At 73.6% G+C, this 18,761-nt stretch carries 15 protein-coding genes and 2 pseudogenes; 4 read left to right on the forward strand and 13 right to left on the reverse strand.

The window, feature by feature from the left end; genetic code table 11:
- Positions 1 to 137 precede the first annotated feature (137 nt).
- From ACQEUR_RS20765 to pgsA, 9 genes and pseudogenes are all read right to left on the reverse strand, one after another.
- Positions 138 to 839: an HAD family hydrolase gene (locus ACQEUR_RS20765; protein ID WP_433033716.1), complete on the reverse strand. Its 702-nt coding sequence runs from the start codon at positions 837 to 839 to the stop codon at positions 138 to 140.
- Between the two features lie 350 nt (positions 840 to 1,189).
- A complete protein-coding gene (locus tag ACQEUR_RS20770) occupies positions 1,190 to 2,590 on the reverse strand; it encodes a hypothetical protein (protein ID WP_433033720.1) in 1,401 nt (466 codons plus the stop codon).
- Positions 2,591 to 2,648: 58 nt separating this feature from the next.
- Positions 2,649 to 3,398 (reverse strand): YebC/PmpR family DNA-binding transcriptional regulator, encoded by a 750-nt coding sequence (locus ACQEUR_RS20775; protein WP_433033722.1) that lies wholly within the window; start codon positions 3,396 to 3,398, stop codon positions 2,649 to 2,651.
- A 189-nt stretch (positions 3,399 to 3,587) separates the two neighbouring features.
- A complete protein-coding gene (gene pdxT / locus ACQEUR_RS20780; RefSeq protein ID WP_433033725.1) occupies positions 3,588 to 4,208 on the reverse strand; it encodes a pyridoxal 5'-phosphate synthase glutaminase subunit PdxT in 621 nt (206 codons plus the stop codon).
- Complete coding sequence (gene pdxS / locus ACQEUR_RS20785) at positions 4,205 to 5,125, reverse strand: pyridoxal 5'-phosphate synthase lyase subunit PdxS (RefSeq protein ID WP_433033828.1); 921 nt, start codon at positions 5,123 to 5,125, stop codon at positions 4,205 to 4,207. The genes pdxT and pdxS overlap by 4 nt, the downstream gene beginning before the upstream one ends.
- A 372-nt stretch (positions 5,126 to 5,497) precedes the next feature.
- Positions 5,498 to 6,001, reverse strand: a complete 504-nt coding sequence (locus tag ACQEUR_RS20790) for a hypothetical protein (protein WP_433033728.1) — start codon at positions 5,999 to 6,001, stop codon at positions 5,498 to 5,500.
- 69 nt (positions 6,002 to 6,070) lie between these two features.
- Entirely contained in the window at positions 6,071 to 7,231 is a 1,161-nt protein-coding gene (locus ACQEUR_RS20795; protein ID WP_433033731.1) for a glycosyltransferase family 4 protein, read from the reverse strand.
- A 118-nt stretch (positions 7,232 to 7,349) separates the two neighbouring features.
- Positions 7,350 to 8,252, reverse strand: a pseudogene (locus tag ACQEUR_RS20800) (phosphatidylinositol mannoside acyltransferase); the annotation flags it as partial.
- Positions 8,253 to 8,271: 19 nt separating this feature from the next.
- Positions 8,272 to 8,901, reverse strand: coding sequence for a phosphatidylinositol phosphate synthase (gene pgsA, locus ACQEUR_RS20805; protein ID WP_433033734.1), 630 nt, complete (start codon positions 8,899 to 8,901; stop codon positions 8,272 to 8,274).
- A 252-nt stretch (positions 8,902 to 9,153) separates the two neighbouring features.
- Here pgsA and ACQEUR_RS20810 point away from each other — a divergent pair, with 252 nt between their 5' ends.
- Entirely contained in the window at positions 9,154 to 11,313 is a 2,160-nt protein-coding gene (locus tag ACQEUR_RS20810) for an elongation factor G-like protein EF-G2 (RefSeq protein WP_433033737.1), read from the forward strand.
- Between the two features lie 144 nt (positions 11,314 to 11,457).
- Here the strand turns inward: ACQEUR_RS20810 and ACQEUR_RS20815 are convergent.
- Positions 11,458 to 12,476 (reverse strand): annotated as a pseudogene (locus ACQEUR_RS20815) (aldo/keto reductase).
- 128 nt (positions 12,477 to 12,604) lie between these two features.
- Between ACQEUR_RS20815 and ACQEUR_RS20820 the strand changes: the two are divergent.
- Together ACQEUR_RS20820 and ACQEUR_RS20825 are read left to right on the forward strand one after the other, a co-directional pair.
- Positions 12,605 to 13,135, forward strand: coding sequence for a hypothetical protein (locus tag ACQEUR_RS20820; RefSeq protein WP_433033740.1), 531 nt, complete (start codon positions 12,605 to 12,607; stop codon positions 13,133 to 13,135).
- Positions 13,136 to 13,236: 101 nt separating this feature from the next.
- On the forward strand, positions 13,237 to 14,211 hold the full coding sequence (locus ACQEUR_RS20825; RefSeq protein ID WP_433033743.1) for a bifunctional DNA primase/polymerase: 975 nt from the start codon (positions 13,237 to 13,239) through the stop codon (positions 14,209 to 14,211).
- On the opposite strand, the gene ACQEUR_RS20830 is transcribed toward ACQEUR_RS20825, so the two are convergent.
- The 3 genes from ACQEUR_RS20830 to thrS all read right to left on the reverse strand — a co-directional run bounded on the left by ACQEUR_RS20830 (position 14,150) and on the right by thrS (position 17,455).
- Positions 14,150 to 14,689, reverse strand: a complete 540-nt coding sequence (locus tag ACQEUR_RS20830; RefSeq protein WP_433033745.1) for a shikimate kinase — start codon at positions 14,687 to 14,689, stop codon at positions 14,150 to 14,152. The two genes, ACQEUR_RS20825 and ACQEUR_RS20830, sit on opposite strands and share 62 nt — an antisense overlap.
- Before the next feature lie 49 nt (positions 14,690 to 14,738).
- Positions 14,739 to 15,218: an HIT family protein gene (locus ACQEUR_RS20835; protein WP_433033831.1), complete on the reverse strand. Its 480-nt coding sequence runs from the start codon at positions 15,216 to 15,218 to the stop codon at positions 14,739 to 14,741.
- A gap of 185 nt (positions 15,219 to 15,403) precedes the next feature.
- Complete coding sequence (thrS, locus tag ACQEUR_RS20840) at positions 15,404 to 17,455, reverse strand: threonine--tRNA ligase (RefSeq protein ID WP_433033748.1); 2,052 nt, start codon at positions 17,453 to 17,455, stop codon at positions 15,404 to 15,406.
- Between the two features lie 135 nt (positions 17,456 to 17,590).
- On the opposite strand from thrS, the gene ACQEUR_RS20845 reads away from it, so the two are divergent.
- Positions 17,591 to 18,742, forward strand: a complete 1,152-nt coding sequence (locus ACQEUR_RS20845; RefSeq protein ID WP_433033751.1) for a class I SAM-dependent methyltransferase — start codon at positions 17,591 to 17,593, stop codon at positions 18,740 to 18,742.
- Positions 18,743 to 18,761 lie beyond the last annotated feature (19 nt).

Raw genomic sequence — 18,761 nt, forward strand, 5'->3', positions numbered from 1 at the left:
TTTGGTGTCCCCCCGACATCCCGCGTGCCCGGATCGGGCCGCGGGGAAGTTTCTCGAACCGCTCCGACCATAACGAGAGAAGAACCGAAACGGGACCGTATCGTTTCGTATTGTGAGCGGGCTCACCTCCGGTCAGATCACCGGAGCGCCCCCGGCAGCTGGACCGGGCGAGCGGCGATTCCGCAGGTCGCGAGCACCAGGTGCAGCCGCTCCTGGCCCGGGTCGGTCAGCGGCGGCAGCAGCAGGGTCGGGATGCCGGCCTCCACCGCCCCGCCGTCGTGGCCCGAGCGGTCACCGACCATCAGCGCCTCGGCCGGCTCCACCCCCAGCTCTGCCAGCGCGATCCGGAAGATGGCCCGGTCCGGCTTCTGGACGCCGCGCTCGAACGACAGCACGTAGCGGTCGACATGGCGGTCCAGGCCCGCCGCCGCGAAGACCGGCCGCAGGTCGAAGTGGATGTCACTGATCACCGCGATCCGGATCCCCGCCCCGGCCAGCGCCGCCAGCGTGGCCGGTACGTCGGGCGCGAAGGGGTTCTCGGCCGGATCGGACTCGACCGCGTACAGCGCCGCGGCGATCTCGTCGGGGATCCCGGCGGCGGCGAACAGCCGGCGGTAGCTCTCCCGGTGCAGCGCCACGGACTGGTCGGCGCGGTCCCAGAGCCGCTGGACCTCCGGACGGCGCAGGGCGTCCCCCAGCGCCGCCTCGATCCGGCGCACCTCGGGCGTCGAACAGTCCAGCCCGGCCCGGCGCAGCGAGCGCTGCACCCAGACCGACTCCGGCGGGGTGAAGACGAGGGTGCCCCGCCAGTCCAGCAAGACGGCCCTGATCGACGACATCCGTCCTCCCGCGTCCCGCCGCGCCGGCGCCGCAGGTGGACCGGCAGGTCCAGCCTGTCACGTCCGGCCCGCACCCCGCCGGCCGTCCCGGCCACGAGATCGCGACGTACCGCACCGGACGCGCGCTGGCGTTCCCGCCGTGGGCCGCCCGCCGGGGTCGGCGACCGACGCGAGGCGACGCGACCTGTAGAGGTGCCCCGGTGGTGCGCCCGCTGGCTGCCCCGGTGGTGCGCCCAGCTCTACAGGCAGCGAACCCGATGCCCGATACCGGACGCCCGGCGCCCGACGGGTCGCTCGGGGTGCGCCCGGTCGGCACGGGCCGGGCGCCGGTCACCCGGCCGAGCCGGCGGTCAGGACGAAACGAGCCGGAGGAAGCCGTCCGCCACGACCCGCGCCACGACCCGGACGAACGGACCGAACTCCGCCGGGTCCGCGAACTCGGCCAGCCGGAAGGAGTACGTCCCCCGGTGGGACGAGGTGGAGCTCCAGTACCGCACCTCGTCCTCGAAGAGGACGGCGGCGAACCGTTGCGGGCTCTCGAACTCCCAGCGGCGCCGGTGCCGGGTGTAGTCGGTGTAGCCGTCGGTCCTGGTCTCGGCGACGCGGTAACCGTCGGGAAACCAGTACGGCTGCCCGGTCGGGCCCCCGCGCGGCCGGCCCGCCGCCAGCACCACGTCCCGGACCGCGCTGCCGTGCCCCGGCCTGCCGTGGTCCTTGTCGAACGTCCGGTACCACCAGCGGCCCCCGCTGTCCTGGTGCAGGGGAAGCGGCGGCGGCGGTACGACCGGCGGCGCCACCGTCAGCGCGGAGCAGTCGAAGCCGACCTGCCAGCCGAGGACGCTCTGCCGGGGCGACGAGTCGCCGGTGATGGCCACCAGATCCGGCCGGCCGGCCGCCTCCAACGCCCGGCAGGTCCCGTCGATCGCCTCGACGACCAGCGCCACCGCCTCGTCCCGGGCCCGCTGGTTGCGCACCCGACCGTCGACCCGGCGCCACCAGCTGTCGAACTCGCCGGCCCCGACGGTCTGCTCCGCCGCCCGGCGAGCCGCCTCGGCCCACTCGACCGGGCCGCCGAGCAGCGTTCCGGCCAGCTCGGTCGCGTCCACCGCCGAGGTCGGGGACGGGGCCACCGAGACGTACGCGGTGCCGTCCCGCACCTCGTAGCTCCACAGTGGAAGCCGGGCGGCGGCGTCGAAGCGCTCGAACCGGGCCCAGTACGCGTCGAAACTCGCCTGGTACGCCCGGCGGCTCGCCTCGGCGCGCTCCCGCCCGCGCCGCAGTTTCTCCTGCCGCTCGGCGTGCCGCTGCGCCAACCGTTCCTCGACCTCCCGCCGGACCGGCAGGTACGCCGCCGCCACCGCCCGGAACCGCTGGCGGAAGCGCTCCTCCCCGAGGCGTTCCCGTCGGCGGAGCCGGGCGCCCGCCAACGGCACCATCCGGATGTGTCGCCACGTCCGGGCGAGGTCCCGTACCCGCGACAGGTCGCCCTCCGCCCCGGCCAGCTCGCGCAGGGACGCCTCGGCGGCCTCGTTCCAGCGCCGCAGCTCCCCGTCGGTCACCGGCAGCGACCCGATCACCTGGAGCCGGTAGTGCCCGTCCGCGCCCGGCACGTCGGTGACGTCCCGGGCTCGCACCGGTGTCCACCCCGGGGCCTCGGTGCGCCCCAGGTACAGGCTCAGCTCGTCGGCGTCGTCATGGCGCAGGGCCGACCGGTCGAGGCGGCAGAACCAGGCCTCCCGGCGTTCACCCACGGCGCCTCCCCCGGACAGTGGCGTCCGTTGATCCTAACCGGGCGGACCGCCGGTAGGCTCAGCCGACCGCCGCCATGACCTCGTCGGAGACGTCGAAGTTGCCGAAGACGTTCTGCACGTCGTCGGAGTCCTCCAGGGCGTCGATCAGCTTGAACACCTTGCGCGCGCCCTCCTCGTCCAGCGGGACGGTGACGCTGGGGACCAGTGAGGACTCCGCCGACTCGTACTCGATGCCGGCCTCCTGCAGCGCCGTCCGTACCGCGATCAGGTCGCCCGGCTCGGAGATCACCTCGAACGCCTCGTCGAGGTCGTTGACCTCCTCCGCCCCGGCGTCGAGCACGGCCAGCAGCACGTCGTCCTCGGAGAGCCCCGCCTTGGGAACGATCACGACGCCCTTGCGGGAGAACATGTAGGACACCGAGCCGGCGTCGGCCAGCGAGCCGCCGTTGCGGGTCAGCGCGGTGCGCACCTCGGTCGCCGCCCGGTTCCGGTTGTCGGTCAGGCACTCGATGAGCAGGGCGACGCCGCCGGGGCCGTACCCCTCGTACATCACCGTCTGCCAGTCGGCGCCGCCGGCCTCCAGACCCGAACCGCGCTTCACCGCCCGGTCGATGTTCTCGTTGGGTACCGAGTTCTTCTTCGCCTTCTGGATGGCGTCGTACAGCGTCGGGTTGCCCGCCGGGTCGCCGCCACCGGTACGCGCCGCGACCTCGACGTTCTTGATGAGCTTTGCGAACATCTTGCCGCGCTTGGCGTCGATGACCGCTTTCTTGTGCTTGGTCGTCGCCCACTTTGAGTGGCCGGACATGAATACCTCCGTTGCTACCCGCTGCCTGCGTCGACCGCACCGCGCGCCATCGCCGTCGTGAATCGCCGAAACCAGCGACAATCCTACCGACGCCCGGCCGCCGGGTTCACGCCTGGCGTCGCCGAGTCGAACACTGCGCCAATCGGGGCGGGACGAGACCGCCCGGTGCCGCCGGTCGGGCCGGACGGCTCAGCCGGCCGCCTCGCCGACCAGTTCGGCGAAGTAGCGGTGCACCCGCAGGTCGCCGGTGAGTTCCGGATGGAAGGCGGTGGCGACCGCGTTGCCCTGCCGGACCGCCACGATCCGGCCGGCGGCCGGCCCCGCGCTCACCCGCCCGAGCACCTCGACCCCGTCGGCGACCCGCTCCACCCAGGGGGCGCGGATGAAGACGGCGTGGAACGGCGGCCCCGGCACCCCGGTGATCTCGACCGGCGCCTCGAACGAGTCGACCTGCCGACCGAAGGCGTTGCGCCGCACCGTCATCCCGATGCCGCCGAAGCCCTGCTGGTCGGGGCGGCCGTCCAGCACCTCGGTGGCCAACATGATCATGCCGGCGCAGGAGCCGTACACCGGCATGCCGCCCTCGATCCGCTTGCGGATCGGCTCCCGCAGCTCGAAGACGTCGGCCAGCTTGCTCATCGTGGTCGACTCCCCGCCGGGGATGACGAGGCCGTCGACCCGTTCCAGCTCCTCCGGCCGGCGGACCGGCCGGGCGGTCGCGCCCGCCGAGGTCAACGCGTGCAGATGCTCACGTACGTCACCCTGGAGCGCGAGCACTCCGATCGTCACGTCCGTCCTCCCCGCGCTCACCAGCCGCGCTCGGCCAACCGGTGCGGCACCGGGATGTCGTCGACGTTGATCCCGACCATCGCCTCGCCGAGCCCGCGCGACACCTTGGCCAGCACGTCCGGGTCGTCGTGGAAGGTGGTCGCCTTGACGATGGCGGCGGCGCGCTGGGCCGGGTTGCCGGCCTTGAAGATGCCGGACCCGACGAAGACGCCCTCCGCGCCGAGCTGCATCATCATCGCCGCGTCCGCCGGGGTGGCGATGCCGCCAGCGGTGAAGAGCACCACCGGCAGCTTCCCGGTCTCGGCGATCTCCTTGACCAGCTCGTACGGCGCCTGGAGCTCCTTCGCCGCGACGTACAGCTCGTCGGGGGCCAGCGAGCTGAGGCGGCGGATCTCGCCGCGGATCTTCCGCATGTGCGTGGTCGCGTTGGAGACGTCACCGGTGCCGGCCTCACCCTTGGAGCGGATCATCGCCGCGCCCTCGGTGATCCGGCGCAGCGCCTCGCCCAGGTTGGTGGCCCCGCAGACGAACGGCACCGTGAACGCCCACTTGTCGATGTGGTTGGCGTAGTCCGCCGGGGTCAGCACCTCGGACTCGTCCACATAGTCCACGCCGAGCGCCTGCAACACCTGGGCCTCGACGAAGTGGCCGATCCGGGCCTTGGCCATCACCGGGATGGAGACGGCGTTGATGATGCCGTCGATCATGTCGGGGTCGCTCATCCGGGAGACCCCGCCCTGGGCCCGGATGTCGGCCGGCACCCGCTCCAGGGCCATCACCGCGACCGCGCCCGCGTCCTCGGCGATCTTCGCCTGCTCGGCGGTGACCACATCCATGATCACGCCGCCCTTGAGCATCTCGGCCATGCCCCGCTTGACCCGCGCGGTGCCGATCACCGGCGCGGCGGTGGCCGTCTGCTCGGCAGCCGGGGTGGACAGCTCGGAACCGGACTGGGCGCTGGATTCGGGCACGGCGTTCTCGCTCCTCGGCAATCGGTTCGGGTGGCTGGACGGCCGACCTCGGGGGCCGGCGACTCAGGTCCGCATTCGATGCTACGCGCGATCCCGGCCGGCACCGACAGCCAATCAACCCTCTCGTGGCCTGCCCTGTGGCCCGGCTCACGCCGACGTCCCCCACGGGCGGCGGCCCGCTCGGCGCCGACCCGCGCCGCGGCGGCCGGGCGCCGACCGGGCAGGGGCGCCCTCAAGCGGCGGGGCGCCGGCCGGGCGGGCCGCCGAGGCGCCCGACGCCGCCGAGCGGGGCGCCGGGGAGCGGATCAGCCGGCGGAGCGGATCAGCCGGCGGAGCGGTTCAGCCGACGGACAGCCCCGGACGGGTGCTCAGGGTCGGGTCGTCGATGTCGAAGTAGCGCGGGCACTCGTGCCGGCGCGCCATCCGGCACAGCCGGACCAGCGGCCGCCGCCGCACCGAGAGCGCGTCGCGGACCAGGTCGGTGTGCACCTGCCGGGCCAGCCCGAGTCGCCGGCTGGCCCCGATGACCGCCCCGGCGGCCGGATCCTCCGGATCCAGCGGCGACAACCGCAGATGCCGGGTCAGGTCGTTCTCGGCGGCCATCCGTTCGTCACCCTCGGCGTCGAGCGCGATCCGGGAGATCGCGTACAGCTCGACGGCGTACCGCTCCTCGGCCAGCACCGCGGCGGCGGCGGCCCGGCGCAGCAGGTGGGCGTCGAGCGCGCGGGCCGCCGACTCCACCCGGTGGTGCAGCCGGTCGACCCGGGCCGCCGTCCAGGCCAGGTACGCCGAAACCAGGACGACCACGACGACCGCGCCCACCACCCACCACATGCCCGGCATCGTAGTGCGGCCTCGCTCTCCCGGTCCCGACGCGTCCATCGCGGTCGCGTGGCCACTCCCGAGCCCGGCTCAGGCCGGCCCGGTCCACTCCTCGTCCAGCACCCGGCCGTCGGTCGCCTCGATCGCGGTGGCGTACACCTCCAGGACCCGGCGGGCCACCGTCGGCCAGTCGAACGCCGCGACGACCTGCGCGGCGCAGCCCGACAGCTCGGTGCGGCGCACCGGGTCGTCCAGCAGCGTCGCGAGCGTACGCCGCAGCGCCGCCGCGTCCCCGGTCGGGAAGAGTTCGCCGGCCCGGCCACCGTCCAGCACCCGCCGGAAGGCGTCCAGGTCGCTGGCGACCACCGTCGTCCCGGCGGCCATCGCCTCGGTGAGGATCATGCCGAAGGACTCGCCCCCGACGTTCGGTGCGACGTAGAGGTCCACGCTGCGCAGCATCCGCGCCTTGTCCTCCTCGGAGACCTGGCCGAGGAAGGTGATCCGGTCGCGCAGCTCCGGTGGTACCCCGTCGTGCAGCTCGGCGACGTCACCCGGGCCGGCGACCAGCAGCCGCAGGCCGGGCCGCCGCGGCGCGAGCCCGACGAAGGCCTCCCGCAGCACCCCGAACCCCTTGCGCGGCTCGGTGAACCGGCCGAGAAAGCCCAGCGTGCCACCCTCGCCCCGGCCGCACGGCCCCGGCCAGCCGGGCAGCGGCTCGGCGTGCGCGAACTTCGCCACCGCGACCCCGTTGGGGATCTCCACCGCGCCGCTGTCCAGGTGCTCCACCTGTACCTTGCGGGCCAGCGCGCTCACCGCGATCCGGGCGGTGATCCGCTCCAGGACGAGTTGGAGGACGCCCTGGGCGGCGGCCAGCGCCCGGGACCGGGTCATCGCGGTGTGGAAGGTGGCCACCACCGGCCCCCGGGCGGAGAGGACGGCGAGCAGCGAGAGGCTGAGCGCGAACGGTTCGTGCACGTGCAGCACGTCGAACCGGCCCCGGGACAACCACCGGCGTACCCGGGCGGTGGAGACCGGCCCGAAGGTGATCCGGGCCACCGACCCGTTGTACGGCAGCGGCACCGAGCGCCCGGCCGGCACCACGTACGGCGGCAGCGGCGAGTCCTCGTCGGCCGGGGCGAGCACGCTCACCTCGTGTCCGAGACCGATCAGCGCCTCGGCCAGGTCGACGATGTGGTTCTGCACCCCGCCCGGCACGTCGAAGGAGTACGGACACACGATGCCGATCCGCACTGGGCCCCTTCCCTCAGGCCGGCCCGGAACCGGACGCCGGACCCGTCGCGCGGGAGGTCGCCGCCGAGGTCGCCGAACCCGGCACCGGGTGCCCGGCCGCCGATCCGGCCCGCGCCGGGCCGGCGGCCTCCGCCGCCCCGGGATCGTCCAGCCACAACCGCTGGAGCATGTGCCAGTCCTCCGGATGCCGGGCGATCCCGGCCGCCAGCTCGTCGGCGATCCGCTGGGTCACCGCCCGGACCCGCTGGTCCAGTGGCGCGCTGTCCGGTTCGGGCAGCTCCAGCGGACCCTCCAGCCGGGCCCGCGGGCCGTCCGGTTCGTACCACATCGAGGCCACGTAGAGCGGCGCGCCGGTCCGGATGGCCAGCAGGGCCGGTCCGGCGGGCATCCGGGTACGGCCGCCGAAGAAGCGCACCTCCACCCCGCGCGCCGACAGGTCCCGATCGGCCAGCAGCGGGACGACGTACCCCTCGCGGAGCCGCTCGACCAGCACGTCGAAGGAGGGCCGCCCGCCGCCGGAGACCGGCAGGATCTCCATCCCGAGCGTCCGCCGGAAGGCCACGAACCGCTCGTAGACCCCCTCCGGCTTGAGCCGCTCCATCACGGTCACCATCGGCCAGCCCATCGCCGCCACCCAGGCACCGGCGGCGTCCCAGTTGCCGGCGTGCGGCAGGGCCACCACGGCTCCCCGACCGGCGGCCATGTCGGCGGCGAGGAGTTCGACCCCCTCCAGCCGGAAGTTCTCCCGGGCCTGCTCGCGGCTGAGCGAGGGCAGCCGGAACATCTCCATCCAGTACCGGGCGTACGAGCGCAGCCCCTGGCGTACCAGGTGGTCCAGCTCCGGTTCGGGCAGTTCCGGCCCGACCACCCGGCGCAGGTTGCCGGCCAGCCGCTCCACCCCACGGCCCCGCCGGCGGTGGGCGCGGTCCGCGGCAGCCCGGAACATGGCCGCGGCGACCGGCCGGGGCAGCGCGCGCACCGCGCGCCAGCCCGCCAGGTAGGCGAACTCGACCGGCGTCACCGCCGTGCCCGCCGCCCGGTCACGCGTCCACGCCCAGCTCGGCCCGCTGTGCCTGCCGGTAGACGTGCAGCATCCGCTGCCCGATGGTGAAGATCGAGACGGCGGCGAGCAGCCAGAGCGCGGCGGTCAGCGCCCAGTCCAGCCCGAGGCCGGTGAGCAGGCCACCCACCCCGACGATCAGCAGCCGCTCGGTGCGCTCGGCGATGCCGACGTTGCAGCTGATGCCGAGCCCTTCGGCGCGCGCCTTGACGTAGGAGACCAGGCCACCGGCGACCAGGCAGACCAGCGCGGCGGCCACCCCGACCCGGTTGCCCTGGGTGGCCAGCCAGTAGGCGACCGCGCCGAAGACCGCGCCGTCGGCGACCCGGTCCATGCTCGAGTCGAGGAACGCGCCGAACCGGGTGGACCCGCCGCGCATCCGGGCCATGGTCCCGTCGAGCAGGTCGGTCAGCGCGAAGAAGGTCACCACCAGCGCCCCCGCCACCAGATGCCCCCGGGCGCCCAGGCCGATCGCGCCGGCCAGCACCCCGAGGGTGCCGGCGACGGTGACGGCGTTGGGCGTCACCCCGACCCGCAGCAGGGTCCGGGCGATGGGTTCGACGACTCGGGTCAGGCCCGCGCGGGCGGACACTTGGAAGATCTTCGCCATGGCGGTCCCACCATAACGGGCGGCCGGCACTCGGCGGTACGCCCGGTGGCGCCTAGTTGGCCGTGCGGGGTTGTGTCACGTGTTGTACGGGTGTGAGATCGGGGGAGGAACGTGACGTGGCTCACCTCGACACCCCGCGCGTTCCCCCGTGCACAGCAGGCCACCCGAGGATATCGCCGCGGAGTCGCCAGGGCAGCTCCCCCGTCGCACGCGGCGGTCGCCACCAACCACCGGCACAGGGAGGTGCGCCCGATGGCGCAGAAGAGTCAGGAGAAGGGGTTCACCGGCCCGGCGCCGGTGGTGGACGAGCCCGGCAGGGTTCGCAACGTGGTGCTGGTCGGCCACTCCGGCGCGGGGAAGACGACGCTGGTCGAGGCGCTGTTGGCGGCGACCGGCACGATCTCCCGGGCCGGTTCGGTCGTCGAGGGCACCACGGTCTGCGACCACGATCCCGCCGCGGTACGGCAGCAGCGCTCGATCACCCTCTGCTGCGCACCCCTGATGCACCGGGGGGTGAAGGTCAACCTGCTGGACAGCCCCGGCTACGCGGACTTCGTCGGCGAGCTGCGGGCCGGGCTGCGGGCCGCGGACGCCGCGCTCTTCGTCGTCTCGTCGGTGGACGGCATGGACGCCGCCACCGCCGCGCTCTGGGAGGAGTGCGCCGCGGTCGGCATGCCCCGGGCCGTGGCGGTCACCCGGCTGGACCACCAGCGGGCGGACTTCGACGAGACGGTGGCACTGTGCCAGCGGGTCTTCGGCGACAACGTGCTCCCGCTCTACCTGCCGATGCTGGCCGACGACGGCACGAGCGTGGCCGGTCTGCTGGGGCTGATCACCCGCCGGGTCTTCGACTACTCCGGCGGGCTCCCGCCCGCCGTGCGGGAACCGGACCCCGAGCACCTGCCGGCGATCGGCGAGGCCCGCAACGAGCTGATCGAGGGGATCATCGCCGAGAGCGAGGACGAGACCCTGCTGGACCGCTACCTGGGCGGGGAGGAGATCGAGGTCCAGGTCCTGATCGACGACCTGGAGAAGGCCGTCGCGCGCGGGCACTTCTACCCGGTGGTACCGGTCTGCGCCGAGACCGGGCTCGGCGTCGACGCCCTGCTGGAGGTGCTGACCTCGGCGTTCCCGACGCCGCTGGAGCACGACCTGCCCACCGTCACCGGCGTCGACGGCTCGCCGCAGCCGCCGCTGGTCTGCGCCCCGGACGGGCCGCTGGTGGCCGAGGTGGTCAAGACCACCATCGACCGGCACGTCGGCCGGGTCTCCCTGGTGCGGGTCTTCTCCGGCACGCTGCGCCCGGACCAGACGGTGCACGTCTCCGGCCACGGCATGGCCGAACGCGGCCACCCGGACCACGACGCGGACGAGCGGATCGCGCACGTCTACGCGCCGCTGGGCGCCGCTCTGCGCGAGGTGCCGCACTGCGTCGCCGGGGACATCTGCGCGATCACCAAGTCCGGCAGCGCGGAGACCGGCGACACGATCTCCGCGAAGGAGCACCCGCTGCTCATCGAGCCCTGGGAGATGCCCGAGCCGCTGCTGCCGGTGGCGATCGTGGCCCACAGCCGGGCCGACGAGGACGCCCTGGCCAAGAACCTGTCCCGGCTGGTCACCGGCGACCCGACGATGCGGCTGGAGCGCAACCCGGAGACCCACCAACTGGTGCTCTGGTGCATGGGGGAGGCGCACGCCGAGGTGGTGCTCGACCGGCTCCGGGCCGGCGGGGTCGAGCTGGACACCGAACCGGTCCGGGTCGCGCTCCGGGAGACGTTCGCGGTCGCGTCGAAGGGACACGGCCGGCACGTGAAGCAGTCCGGCGGCCACGGCCAGTACGCCGTCTGCGACATCGAGGTGGAGCCGCTGCCCCGGGGTGGTGGCTTCGAGTTCGCCGACCGGGTGGTCGGCGGCGCGGTGCCGCACAACTACATCCCGTCGGTGGAGAAGGGCGTACGGAGCCAACTGGACCGGGGCATCGTCGCCGGCTACCCGATGGTGGACGTCCGGGTGACGCTGGTGGACGGCAAGGCGCACAGCGTCGACTCCTCCGACGCGGCGTTCCAGACCGCCGGCTCGCTGGCCCTGCGCGACGCGGCCGAGAAGGGGCAGGTGACCCTGCTGGAGCCGGTCGACGAGGTGGTGATCCGGGTGCCGGACACCGCGGTCGGCGCGGTGCTGGGCGACCTGTCCGGGCGCCGGGGCCGGGTGCTGGGCACCGAGCCGGATCCGGCCGCCGTGGCGCACACGCTGGTCCGGGCCGAGGTGCCGGCCACCGAACTGGTCCGGTACGCCGTCGAGCTGCGCTCGATGACCTCCGGCAGCGGCACCTTCCGCCGTACCTTCGCCCGCCACGACCCGATGCCCGCCCACCTCTCCGACCAGCTACGCAAAGACCACACCCCCCACTAACCCCCGTCACCACCACCCCCGCCCTGAAGATCTATGATCAGGGCTGGTTCCGCGTGTCGTTCGGCGCGTCGCGATTCGGCTCCCTGATCACGGCGATCTTGCGCGGCGGGGCGGGGCGCGGCGGCGCGGGGCGCTAGCCGCGCGTCAGCTCGCCGTGACGGGCGGGCCGGCCCGCAGTTCGGCGAGGAGGCGGTCGACCTCGGCGACCCGCTCCGCCGGCAGCGGCCCGTACGCCAGCGCGCCGACGTTCTCCTCCACCTGGGCGACCGTACGGAAGCCGGGGATCGGTACGGTCCTGCCGCTGCGCGCCCAGAGCCAGCCGAGCGCGCCCTGCGCCAACGTCCGGCCGTCCACGGTCAGCGTCTCCCGTACGGCGGCGACCCAAGGAGCCACTCCGGCGCCGGCCGGCCGTCCCGGAACCAGTCCAGCCACACCGGCGCTATCCCGCGTACGTCGTCGGCGGCCAGCGTCGAGGAGGTGGAGAACTTGCCGGTCAGCAGCCCCATGCCGAGCGGTCCCCGGTTGACGCTGGCCAGGTCGTGGCGCTCGCAGACCGCCAGCACCTCCGGGGCGTCCTGGAGTACCGAGAACGAGTGCTGGACGGCGGTGCAGTGCGCTCCCCCGGTCGCCCACGCCTCGGCCCGGTCGGGATCGTCGGTGCTCCAGCCGTACGAGCGGATGAGGCCCTCGGAGACCAGCTCCTCCAGCGTGCCGAGCAGTTCGTCGGCCTGCCCGACGGGGAGGTCGCCGAGGTGCAGTTGGTAGAGGTCGATCCGGTCGGTGGCCAGCCGCCCCAGGGAGGCGGTGACCGCCCGGCGCAGGTACCCCGGGGACGGGTCCGGGCCGGTGGCCTGCTTCGCGGCCTCGTCGAAGGTGTAACCCCACTTGGTGGCGATCGCCACCTCGTCCCGGTGCCCGGCGAGGGCCCGGGCCAGCACCCGCTCGCTGTGCCCGGCGCCGTAGACGTCGGCCGTGTCGAAGAGGGTGGCACCGAGTTCGAGGCCGCGCCGGATGGCCCGCACCGACTCCTCGTCGTCCACCTGCCCCCAGCCCAGCGGCTGGTCACCCTCGTACCAGGGGCCGCCGATCGCCCAGCAGCCCAGGCCGAGGGCGCTGACCTCGATGCCGCTGCGGCCCAGTACGCGCGTCGTCTTCACATCCATGCCGGCCAGCGTGACACATCGAGGGCGGTCGAAGGCAAGGACCACATCGAGGGTGGTCGAAGGCGAAACCGGGCGGCACCCGGTGACCCACTGGCGCCGGTGCCGGTGACCGGGGGACGATCTGGCACATGCGACTGGGCGTGGACATCGGTGGTGTGATCATCCAGCCGGTCGACCAGCTCTATCCGGCCGGTCCGGCGGAGGGGCACGCGGAGACGGACACCTCGCTGCTGGCCGACGTGGGGCGTACGCCGCCGATGCCGGGCGTCTTCGAGGCGCTGGCGACCCTGGTCGACCGGGTGTTCGGTGCGCACGTGCACCTGGTGTCGAAGTGCGGCGAGCGGGTCGAGCGGCGCACCCGGGAGTGGCTGGCGTACCACGACTTCCACTCCCGTACCGGGATCGACCCCGGGAACGTGCACTTCTGCCGTACCCGACAGGCGAAGGCGCCGATCGCCGCCGCGCTGGGACTGACGCACTTCGTCGACGACCGGCTGGAGGTGCTCTCCTACCTGGAGACCGTGCCCCACCGCTTCCTCTTCCGTCCCCGGGAGCCCGAGGTACGCGCCCACCGGGAGCACCTGGCGACGGTACGGCGGGTGGAGTCGTGGCCGGAACTGGTGACCTGCCTCGTCCCTGCGGCGGGCGCCGACGGCTGAGCGCGTCCGCCCGCCCGGGGCGCCACCACCGGTGGACGCCGCTGCGCGACCCTCGCCAATCGAACGCCCGTTCGAATACCCTTGGTGGGCGAGGAGGTCGGATGATGTCGCCTCTGCTCCGCGCCGCCCTGGAGTACGCCGCCGCCGGCGTGCCCGTCCTTCCGCTGCACGCGCCGACCGCCACCGGCTGCGACTGCGGCCGGCCGGACTGCGACCGCCCCGGCAAGCATCCCCGGTGGCACCGCACGCTGCTCCGGCACGGCCTGCACGACGCCACCACCCGGCCCGACCGGATCCGGCAGTGGTGGGCCCGCTGGCCGGGCGCCAATCTCGGCCTGCGCACCGGTATCCGGTTCGACGTCTGCGACATCGACGGCCGGGCCGGCCTGGCCGCGCTCCGCGACCGCCTCGGCGACCGTCCGGTCCCCGGGCCGGTCGTCCGGACCGGCTCCGGCGGCTGGCACGTCTACCTGGCTCCGACCGGCACCGGCAACCGGGCCGGCCTGCTGCCCGGGGTCGACTGGCGCGGCGTCGGCGGCTACGTCGTCGTGCCGCCGTCCCGGCACGCCAGCGGCGCGCACTACCGCTGGGTACGCCCGCTGGCCACCCCGCTCGCCGACTGCCCGGCCGCGCTGGCCCGGCTGCTCTTCCCGCCGCCCGTGCACGGCATCTCCGGCGGGGGCGCCGGCGAGCCCGTGCACGGCATCCCCGGCGGGAGCGCCGGCGTCCGACCCGGCATCGCGGTGCCGGTCCGGCACCCCGACCGGTACGCGAGCGCGGCGCTCACGGCCGAGGCGAACGCGGTGGCCGGCGCGCGGGTCGGCACCCGCAACGACACCCTCTACCGCGCCGCCTACCACCTCGGCCAGTTGGCCGGCGCGGACCTGCTGGACGTGCACGACATCGACCTGGCGCTGACCGACGCGGCGCGGCGGGCCGGACTCGGTCGGCGGGAGACCGCCGCCACCATCCGGTCCGGGCTGCGCGCCGGGCACCGGCGGCCGCGCCGGCTGGCTAGCCCGGCGGGACCGCCCCGGCCAGCAGACGCGCCGCGTCCGCCCGCGAGGCGATCCTGACGAAGCCGAGGTGTGCGTGCCGGGGATCGTTCATCGCGTCGGCGTACCGGCGGCGGTAGACCTCGTGCCGGGTCCACGACCACCGGAGCACCGACTCGGCGGGATCCAGCCGGAACAGCCCGGTCAACGACTCCCGGTTGCCGTTCCACAGCTCGGTCCGGATCACCGCCCGGCGCACCGTGCGGAGCAGGACCTGCCGCATCACCGTACGGCGGGGCAGGTCCAGCCAGACCACCGTGTCCGCGTACGCCCAGACCAGGTCCCGGACCGCGGAGTAGTTGCCGTCGATCACCCAGGCCGGGCCGCCCACCAGCGCCGCGACCCGCCGCCGGAAGTCCGCCACCGGCAGCGGTTGCCAGCCCGCCTGGTGGTAGATGCCGTCCAGCTCGACGAACGGCACCCGGAGCCGCTCCGCGAGGGCCTGGCCGAGCGTGGTCTTGCCCGAGCCGGAGTTGCCCACCACCGCGACCCGCCGCATGACGCTCGACGCTACCGGCAACGGCGGCCGGGGACCGCCCGCCGACGGGTCAGACCGAGGCGGGCCAGGCGTCGGCCAGCAGCGTACGGGTCTCCGCGAGCAGCTGGGGCAGCACCTTGGTCCGGGCGATGACCGGCATGAAGTTGGCGTCCCCGCCCCAGCGCGGCACGACGTGCTGGTGCAGGTGGGCGGCGATCCCGGCACCGGCCACCCCGCCCTGGTTCATGCCGATGTTGAAGCCGTGCGCGCTGCTGACCCGCCGGATCACCCGCATCGCGGTCTGGGTGGCGGCGGCCAGTTCGGCGGTCTCGGCGAGATCGAGATCGGTGTAGTCGGCGACGTGCCGGTAGGGGCAGACCAGCAGGTGACCGGGGTTGTACGGGTAGAGGTTGAGCACCACGAAGATCCGCTCGCCGCGGTGCACCACGAGGTTGTCCTCGCCCTCGCGCTCCGGTGCCAGACAGAACGGGCAACCGGCCGGCTTCTCGTGCCCCTCCCCCGGCCGGGCCTCTCCGGCGATGTACGTCATCCGGTGCGGGGTCCAGAGCCGGTCCAGCCCGTCGGGGACGCCGAGGCTCGCCGGAGCGCCCGGGTCCCCGGGCTCGCCGGCGTCCCCGGGGGGACCGGCCGACCCGGGTTGCCTGATCTGCGCGTGCTGCGCACCGCCTGTCACGGCGACGATCCTACGACCGGCATCGGTGCGGCCCTCCGGCGCTAATCGGCCGCGGCCTCGGTCGCGGTCGGCTCGGCGCTGGGCCCGACGTTGGTCCGGGTCCGGACCACCTCCACCACGTGCGCGACCGCCTCGGCCAGCGGTACGCCGTTGCGCTGCGAGCCGTCCCGGTAGCGGAACGAGATCGCCCCCGCCTCCACGTCGGCGTCGCCGGCGATGGCCATGAACGGGATCTTCTGCTGTTGGGCGGTGCGGATCTTCTTCTGCATCCGGTCGTCGGAGGCGTCCACCTCGGCGCGGATCCCCTCGGCCCGCAGCGCCGCCACGAAGCCGGCCAGGTGGCTGGCGTGCTCGTCGCGAATCGGGATGCCGACCACCTGCACCGGGGCCAGCCAGGCCGGGAAGGCCCCGGCGTAGTGCTCGGTCAGCACCCCGAAGAACCGCTCGATGGAGCCGAAGAGCGCCCGGTGGATCATCACCGGGCGCTGCCGGGTGCCGTCGGCGGCCTGGTACTCCAACCCGAACCGCTCCGGCTGGTTGAAGTCGACCTGGATGGTGGACATCTGCCAGGTCCGGCCGATCGCGTCCCTGGCCTGCACGCTGATCTTGGGCCCGTAGAAGGCCGCCCCGCCCGGATCCGGCACCAGGTCCAGCCCGGAGGCCTCGGCGGCGGTCCGCAGCGCCTCGGTCGCCTCCGCCCAGTCGGCGTCCGCGCCGATGAACTTCGGCGAGTCGTCGCGGGTGGAGAGTTCCAGGTAGAAGTCGTCCAGGCCGTAGTCGCGGAGCAGGTCGAGCACGAACGCCAGCAGGGTGGTCAGCTCGCCGGGCATCTGCTCCCGGGTGCAGTAGATGTGCGAGTCGTCCTGGGTCAGCCCGCGCACCCGGGTCAGCCCGTGCACCACGCCGGACTTCTCGTACCGGTAGACGGTGCCGAACTCGAAGAGCCGCAGCGGCAGCTCCCGGTAGGACCGCCCGCGCGCCCTGAAGATCAGGTTGTGCATCGGGCAGTTCATGGCCTTGAGGTAGTACTCCGCGCCCTCCAGCTTCATGGGCGGGAACATGGTCTCGGCGTAGTACGGCAGGTGGCCGGAGGTCTCGAAGAGCTGGGCCTTGGTGATGTGCGGGGAGTTGACGAACTCGTAGCCCGCCGACTCGTGCCGGCGTCGCGAGTAGTCCTCCATCTCGCGACGGATGATCCCGCCCCTGGGGTGGAAGACCGCCAGGCCGGAGCCGATCTCGTCGGGGAAGCTGAACAGGTCGAGGTCCGCGCCGAGCTTGCGGTGGTCGCGGCGGGCGGCCTCCTCCAGGAGCTTCAGGTACGCCTTCAGCCCGTCCCGGGTCGGCCACGCGGTGCCGTACACCCGCTGGAGCTGCGGGTTGCGCTCGTTGCCCCGCCAGTAGGCGGCGGCCGAACGCATCAGCTTGAAGGCGCCGATCAGCCGGGTGGTCGGCAGGTGCGGTCCCCGGCACAGGTCGGACCAGCAGACCTTGCCGGACTCGGCGTCCAGGTTGTCGTAGATGGTCAGGTCGCCGGCGCCGACCTCCATCACCTCGCCCGCGTCGAGCCCCGTGCCGCCGCTGGCGTCACCGGCGCCCTTGATCTCGATCAGCTCCAGCTTGAACGGCTCGTCGGCCAGCTCGGTGCGGGCCGCCTCCAGGCTGTCGAAGCGGCGCCGCCGGAACCGCTGTCCGGACTTGACGATCTCCTGCATCCGCTTTTCCAGCTTGCCGAGATCGTCCGGCTGGAACGGCCGGTCGACGTCGAAGTCGTAGTAGAAGCCGTTGTCGATGGGCGGGCCGATGCCGAGCTTCGCCTCCGGGAAGAGGTCCTGGACCGCCTGGGCGAGCACGTGCGCGGTCGAGTGGCGCAGCACGGTGAGCCCGTCCGGCGAGTCGAGCCGGACCGGTGCCACCGGCGTGTCGGCCTCCGGGCTCCAGTCCAGGTCCCGCAGCCGCCCGTCCGGGTCGCGGACCACCACGATCGCCCCCGGGCCGGCGGCCGGCAGCCCGGCCGCGGCCACCGCCTCGGCCGCCGTCGTCCCGGCCGGGACGACGACGGGGTCGGCCGCGGCGGGGGTACGGGCTTCGGACACGGTGGCTCCTTCGATCTGGACGAATCGGGCGACGCCGGCTCTTCGGCTGCTGCGATGCTATCGGTCCTGCTTTTTCCACCACCCGGCGGCCTTTTTCCGCCTGCCAGGGGGCTACCACGGAGTTAGATTGACGCCGTGGCACTCGTGGACGCGATCAGTGCGCTGGAGCGCAGATACCAGACCTTCTTCGCCACCGGCCCGGCGGTGCCGTTCGCGGTGGCTCCGGCCGATGGCCCGGCACACACCCTCGGCGGCGACGACCCGCAGTTCACCATCCTGGTCAAGGACGACCGGGGTGCGAAGGCGCTCGCCGCGCTGGACCAGTTCGCCGTCGCCGTGGCCTACCTGCAGGGGTCGCTGGACGTCGAGGGCGACCTGGCGGCGGCGCTGCGGATGCGGTCGTTCTTCACCGACCGGCATCCGATCGCCTGGCTGGGCCGGTTCGTGCCGGCGCTGCTGCGCGGGCGACGGGAGGACGACCGCCGGTCGATCTCGCACCACTACGACGAGGACTCCGACTTCTTCCTGACCTTCCTCGACCACCGGCACCGCTGCTACACCGAGGGTGTCTTCGCCTCCGACGACGAGCCGTTGGAGGACGCGATGACCCGGAAGATGGACCTGGCGCTGGAGGCGATCGCGGTCAAGCCGGGTGATCACGTGCTGGAGGTCGGCGGCGGCTGGGGCGCCTTCTCGGAGTACGCCGCCCGGAAGGGGATCCGGGTCACCACCACCACGCTGTCGAGGGAGTCGGAGCGCTTCCTGACCGAGCTGTTCGACCGCGAGCGGCTGCCGGTGCGGGTGGTCCGGGAGCACATCTTCGGCTACTCGCCGCCCGAGCGCTTCGACGCGATCGTCAACATGGGCGTCACCGAGCACCTCCCCGACTACCGCACCACCCTGCGCAAGTACGCCGAACTGCTGCGTCCCGGCGGCCGGGTCTACCTCGACGCGCTGGCGATGCGCCGCAAGCACATCGTGTCGACCTTCATGAAGCGCTACGTCTACCCGGGCGGCTCCGCCCCGCTGCTGCTGCACCAGTACCTGCGGCACGTGGCGCACTCCCCGTTCGAGCTGCTGAGCCTGGTGGACGACCGGCACAACTACTACCTGACCTGCCGGGAGTGGGCCCGCCGACTGGACGGGGCCCGGGACGAGATCGGCCGGCGCTGGGGTGATCCGCTCTACCGGCGGTTCCGGCTCTTCCTCTGGGGGTCGGCCGCCGGTTTCGACACCGGCCTGGTGCAGGCGTACCGCTGGGTGCTGCAACTGCCCCCCGCCCGCTGAGCGGGTAAGGAAGGGCCCC

It is taken from the genome of Plantactinospora sp. CA-290183 (assembly GCF_050936375.1).
GTDB lineage: Bacteria > Actinomycetota > Actinomycetes > Mycobacteriales > Micromonosporaceae > Plantactinospora.

Excerpts from the sequence above, each read along its gene's own strand:
- ACQEUR_RS20765 (WP_433033716.1), bottom strand. The coding sequence starts at position 839 with ATGTCGTCGATCAGGGCCGTCTTGCTGGACTGGCGGGGCACCCTCGTC.
- ACQEUR_RS20775 (WP_433033722.1), bottom strand. The coding sequence starts at position 3,398 with ATGTCCGGCCACTCAAAGTGGGCGACGACCAAGCACAAGAAAGCGGTC.
- ACQEUR_RS20790 (WP_433033728.1), bottom strand. The coding sequence starts at position 6,001 with ATGCCGGGCATGTGGTGGGTGGTGGGCGCGGTCGTCGTGGTCGTCCTG.
- pgsA (WP_433033734.1), bottom strand. The coding sequence starts at position 8,901 with ATGGCGAAGATCTTCCAAGTGTCCGCCCGCGCGGGCCTGACCCGAGTC.
- ACQEUR_RS20810 (WP_433033737.1), top strand. The coding sequence starts at position 9,154 with ATGGCGCAGAAGAGTCAGGAGAAGGGGTTCACCGGCCCGGCGCCGGTG.
- ACQEUR_RS20820 (WP_433033740.1), top strand. The coding sequence starts at position 12,605 with ATGCGACTGGGCGTGGACATCGGTGGTGTGATCATCCAGCCGGTCGAC.
- ACQEUR_RS20825 (WP_433033743.1), top strand. The coding sequence starts at position 13,237 with ATGATGTCGCCTCTGCTCCGCGCCGCCCTGGAGTACGCCGCCGCCGGC.
- ACQEUR_RS20830 (WP_433033745.1), bottom strand. The coding sequence starts at position 14,689 with ATGCGGCGGGTCGCGGTGGTGGGCAACTCCGGCTCGGGCAAGACCACG.
- ACQEUR_RS20835 (WP_433033831.1), bottom strand. The coding sequence starts at position 15,218 with ATGACGTACATCGCCGGAGAGGCCCGGCCGGGGGAGGGGCACGAGAAG.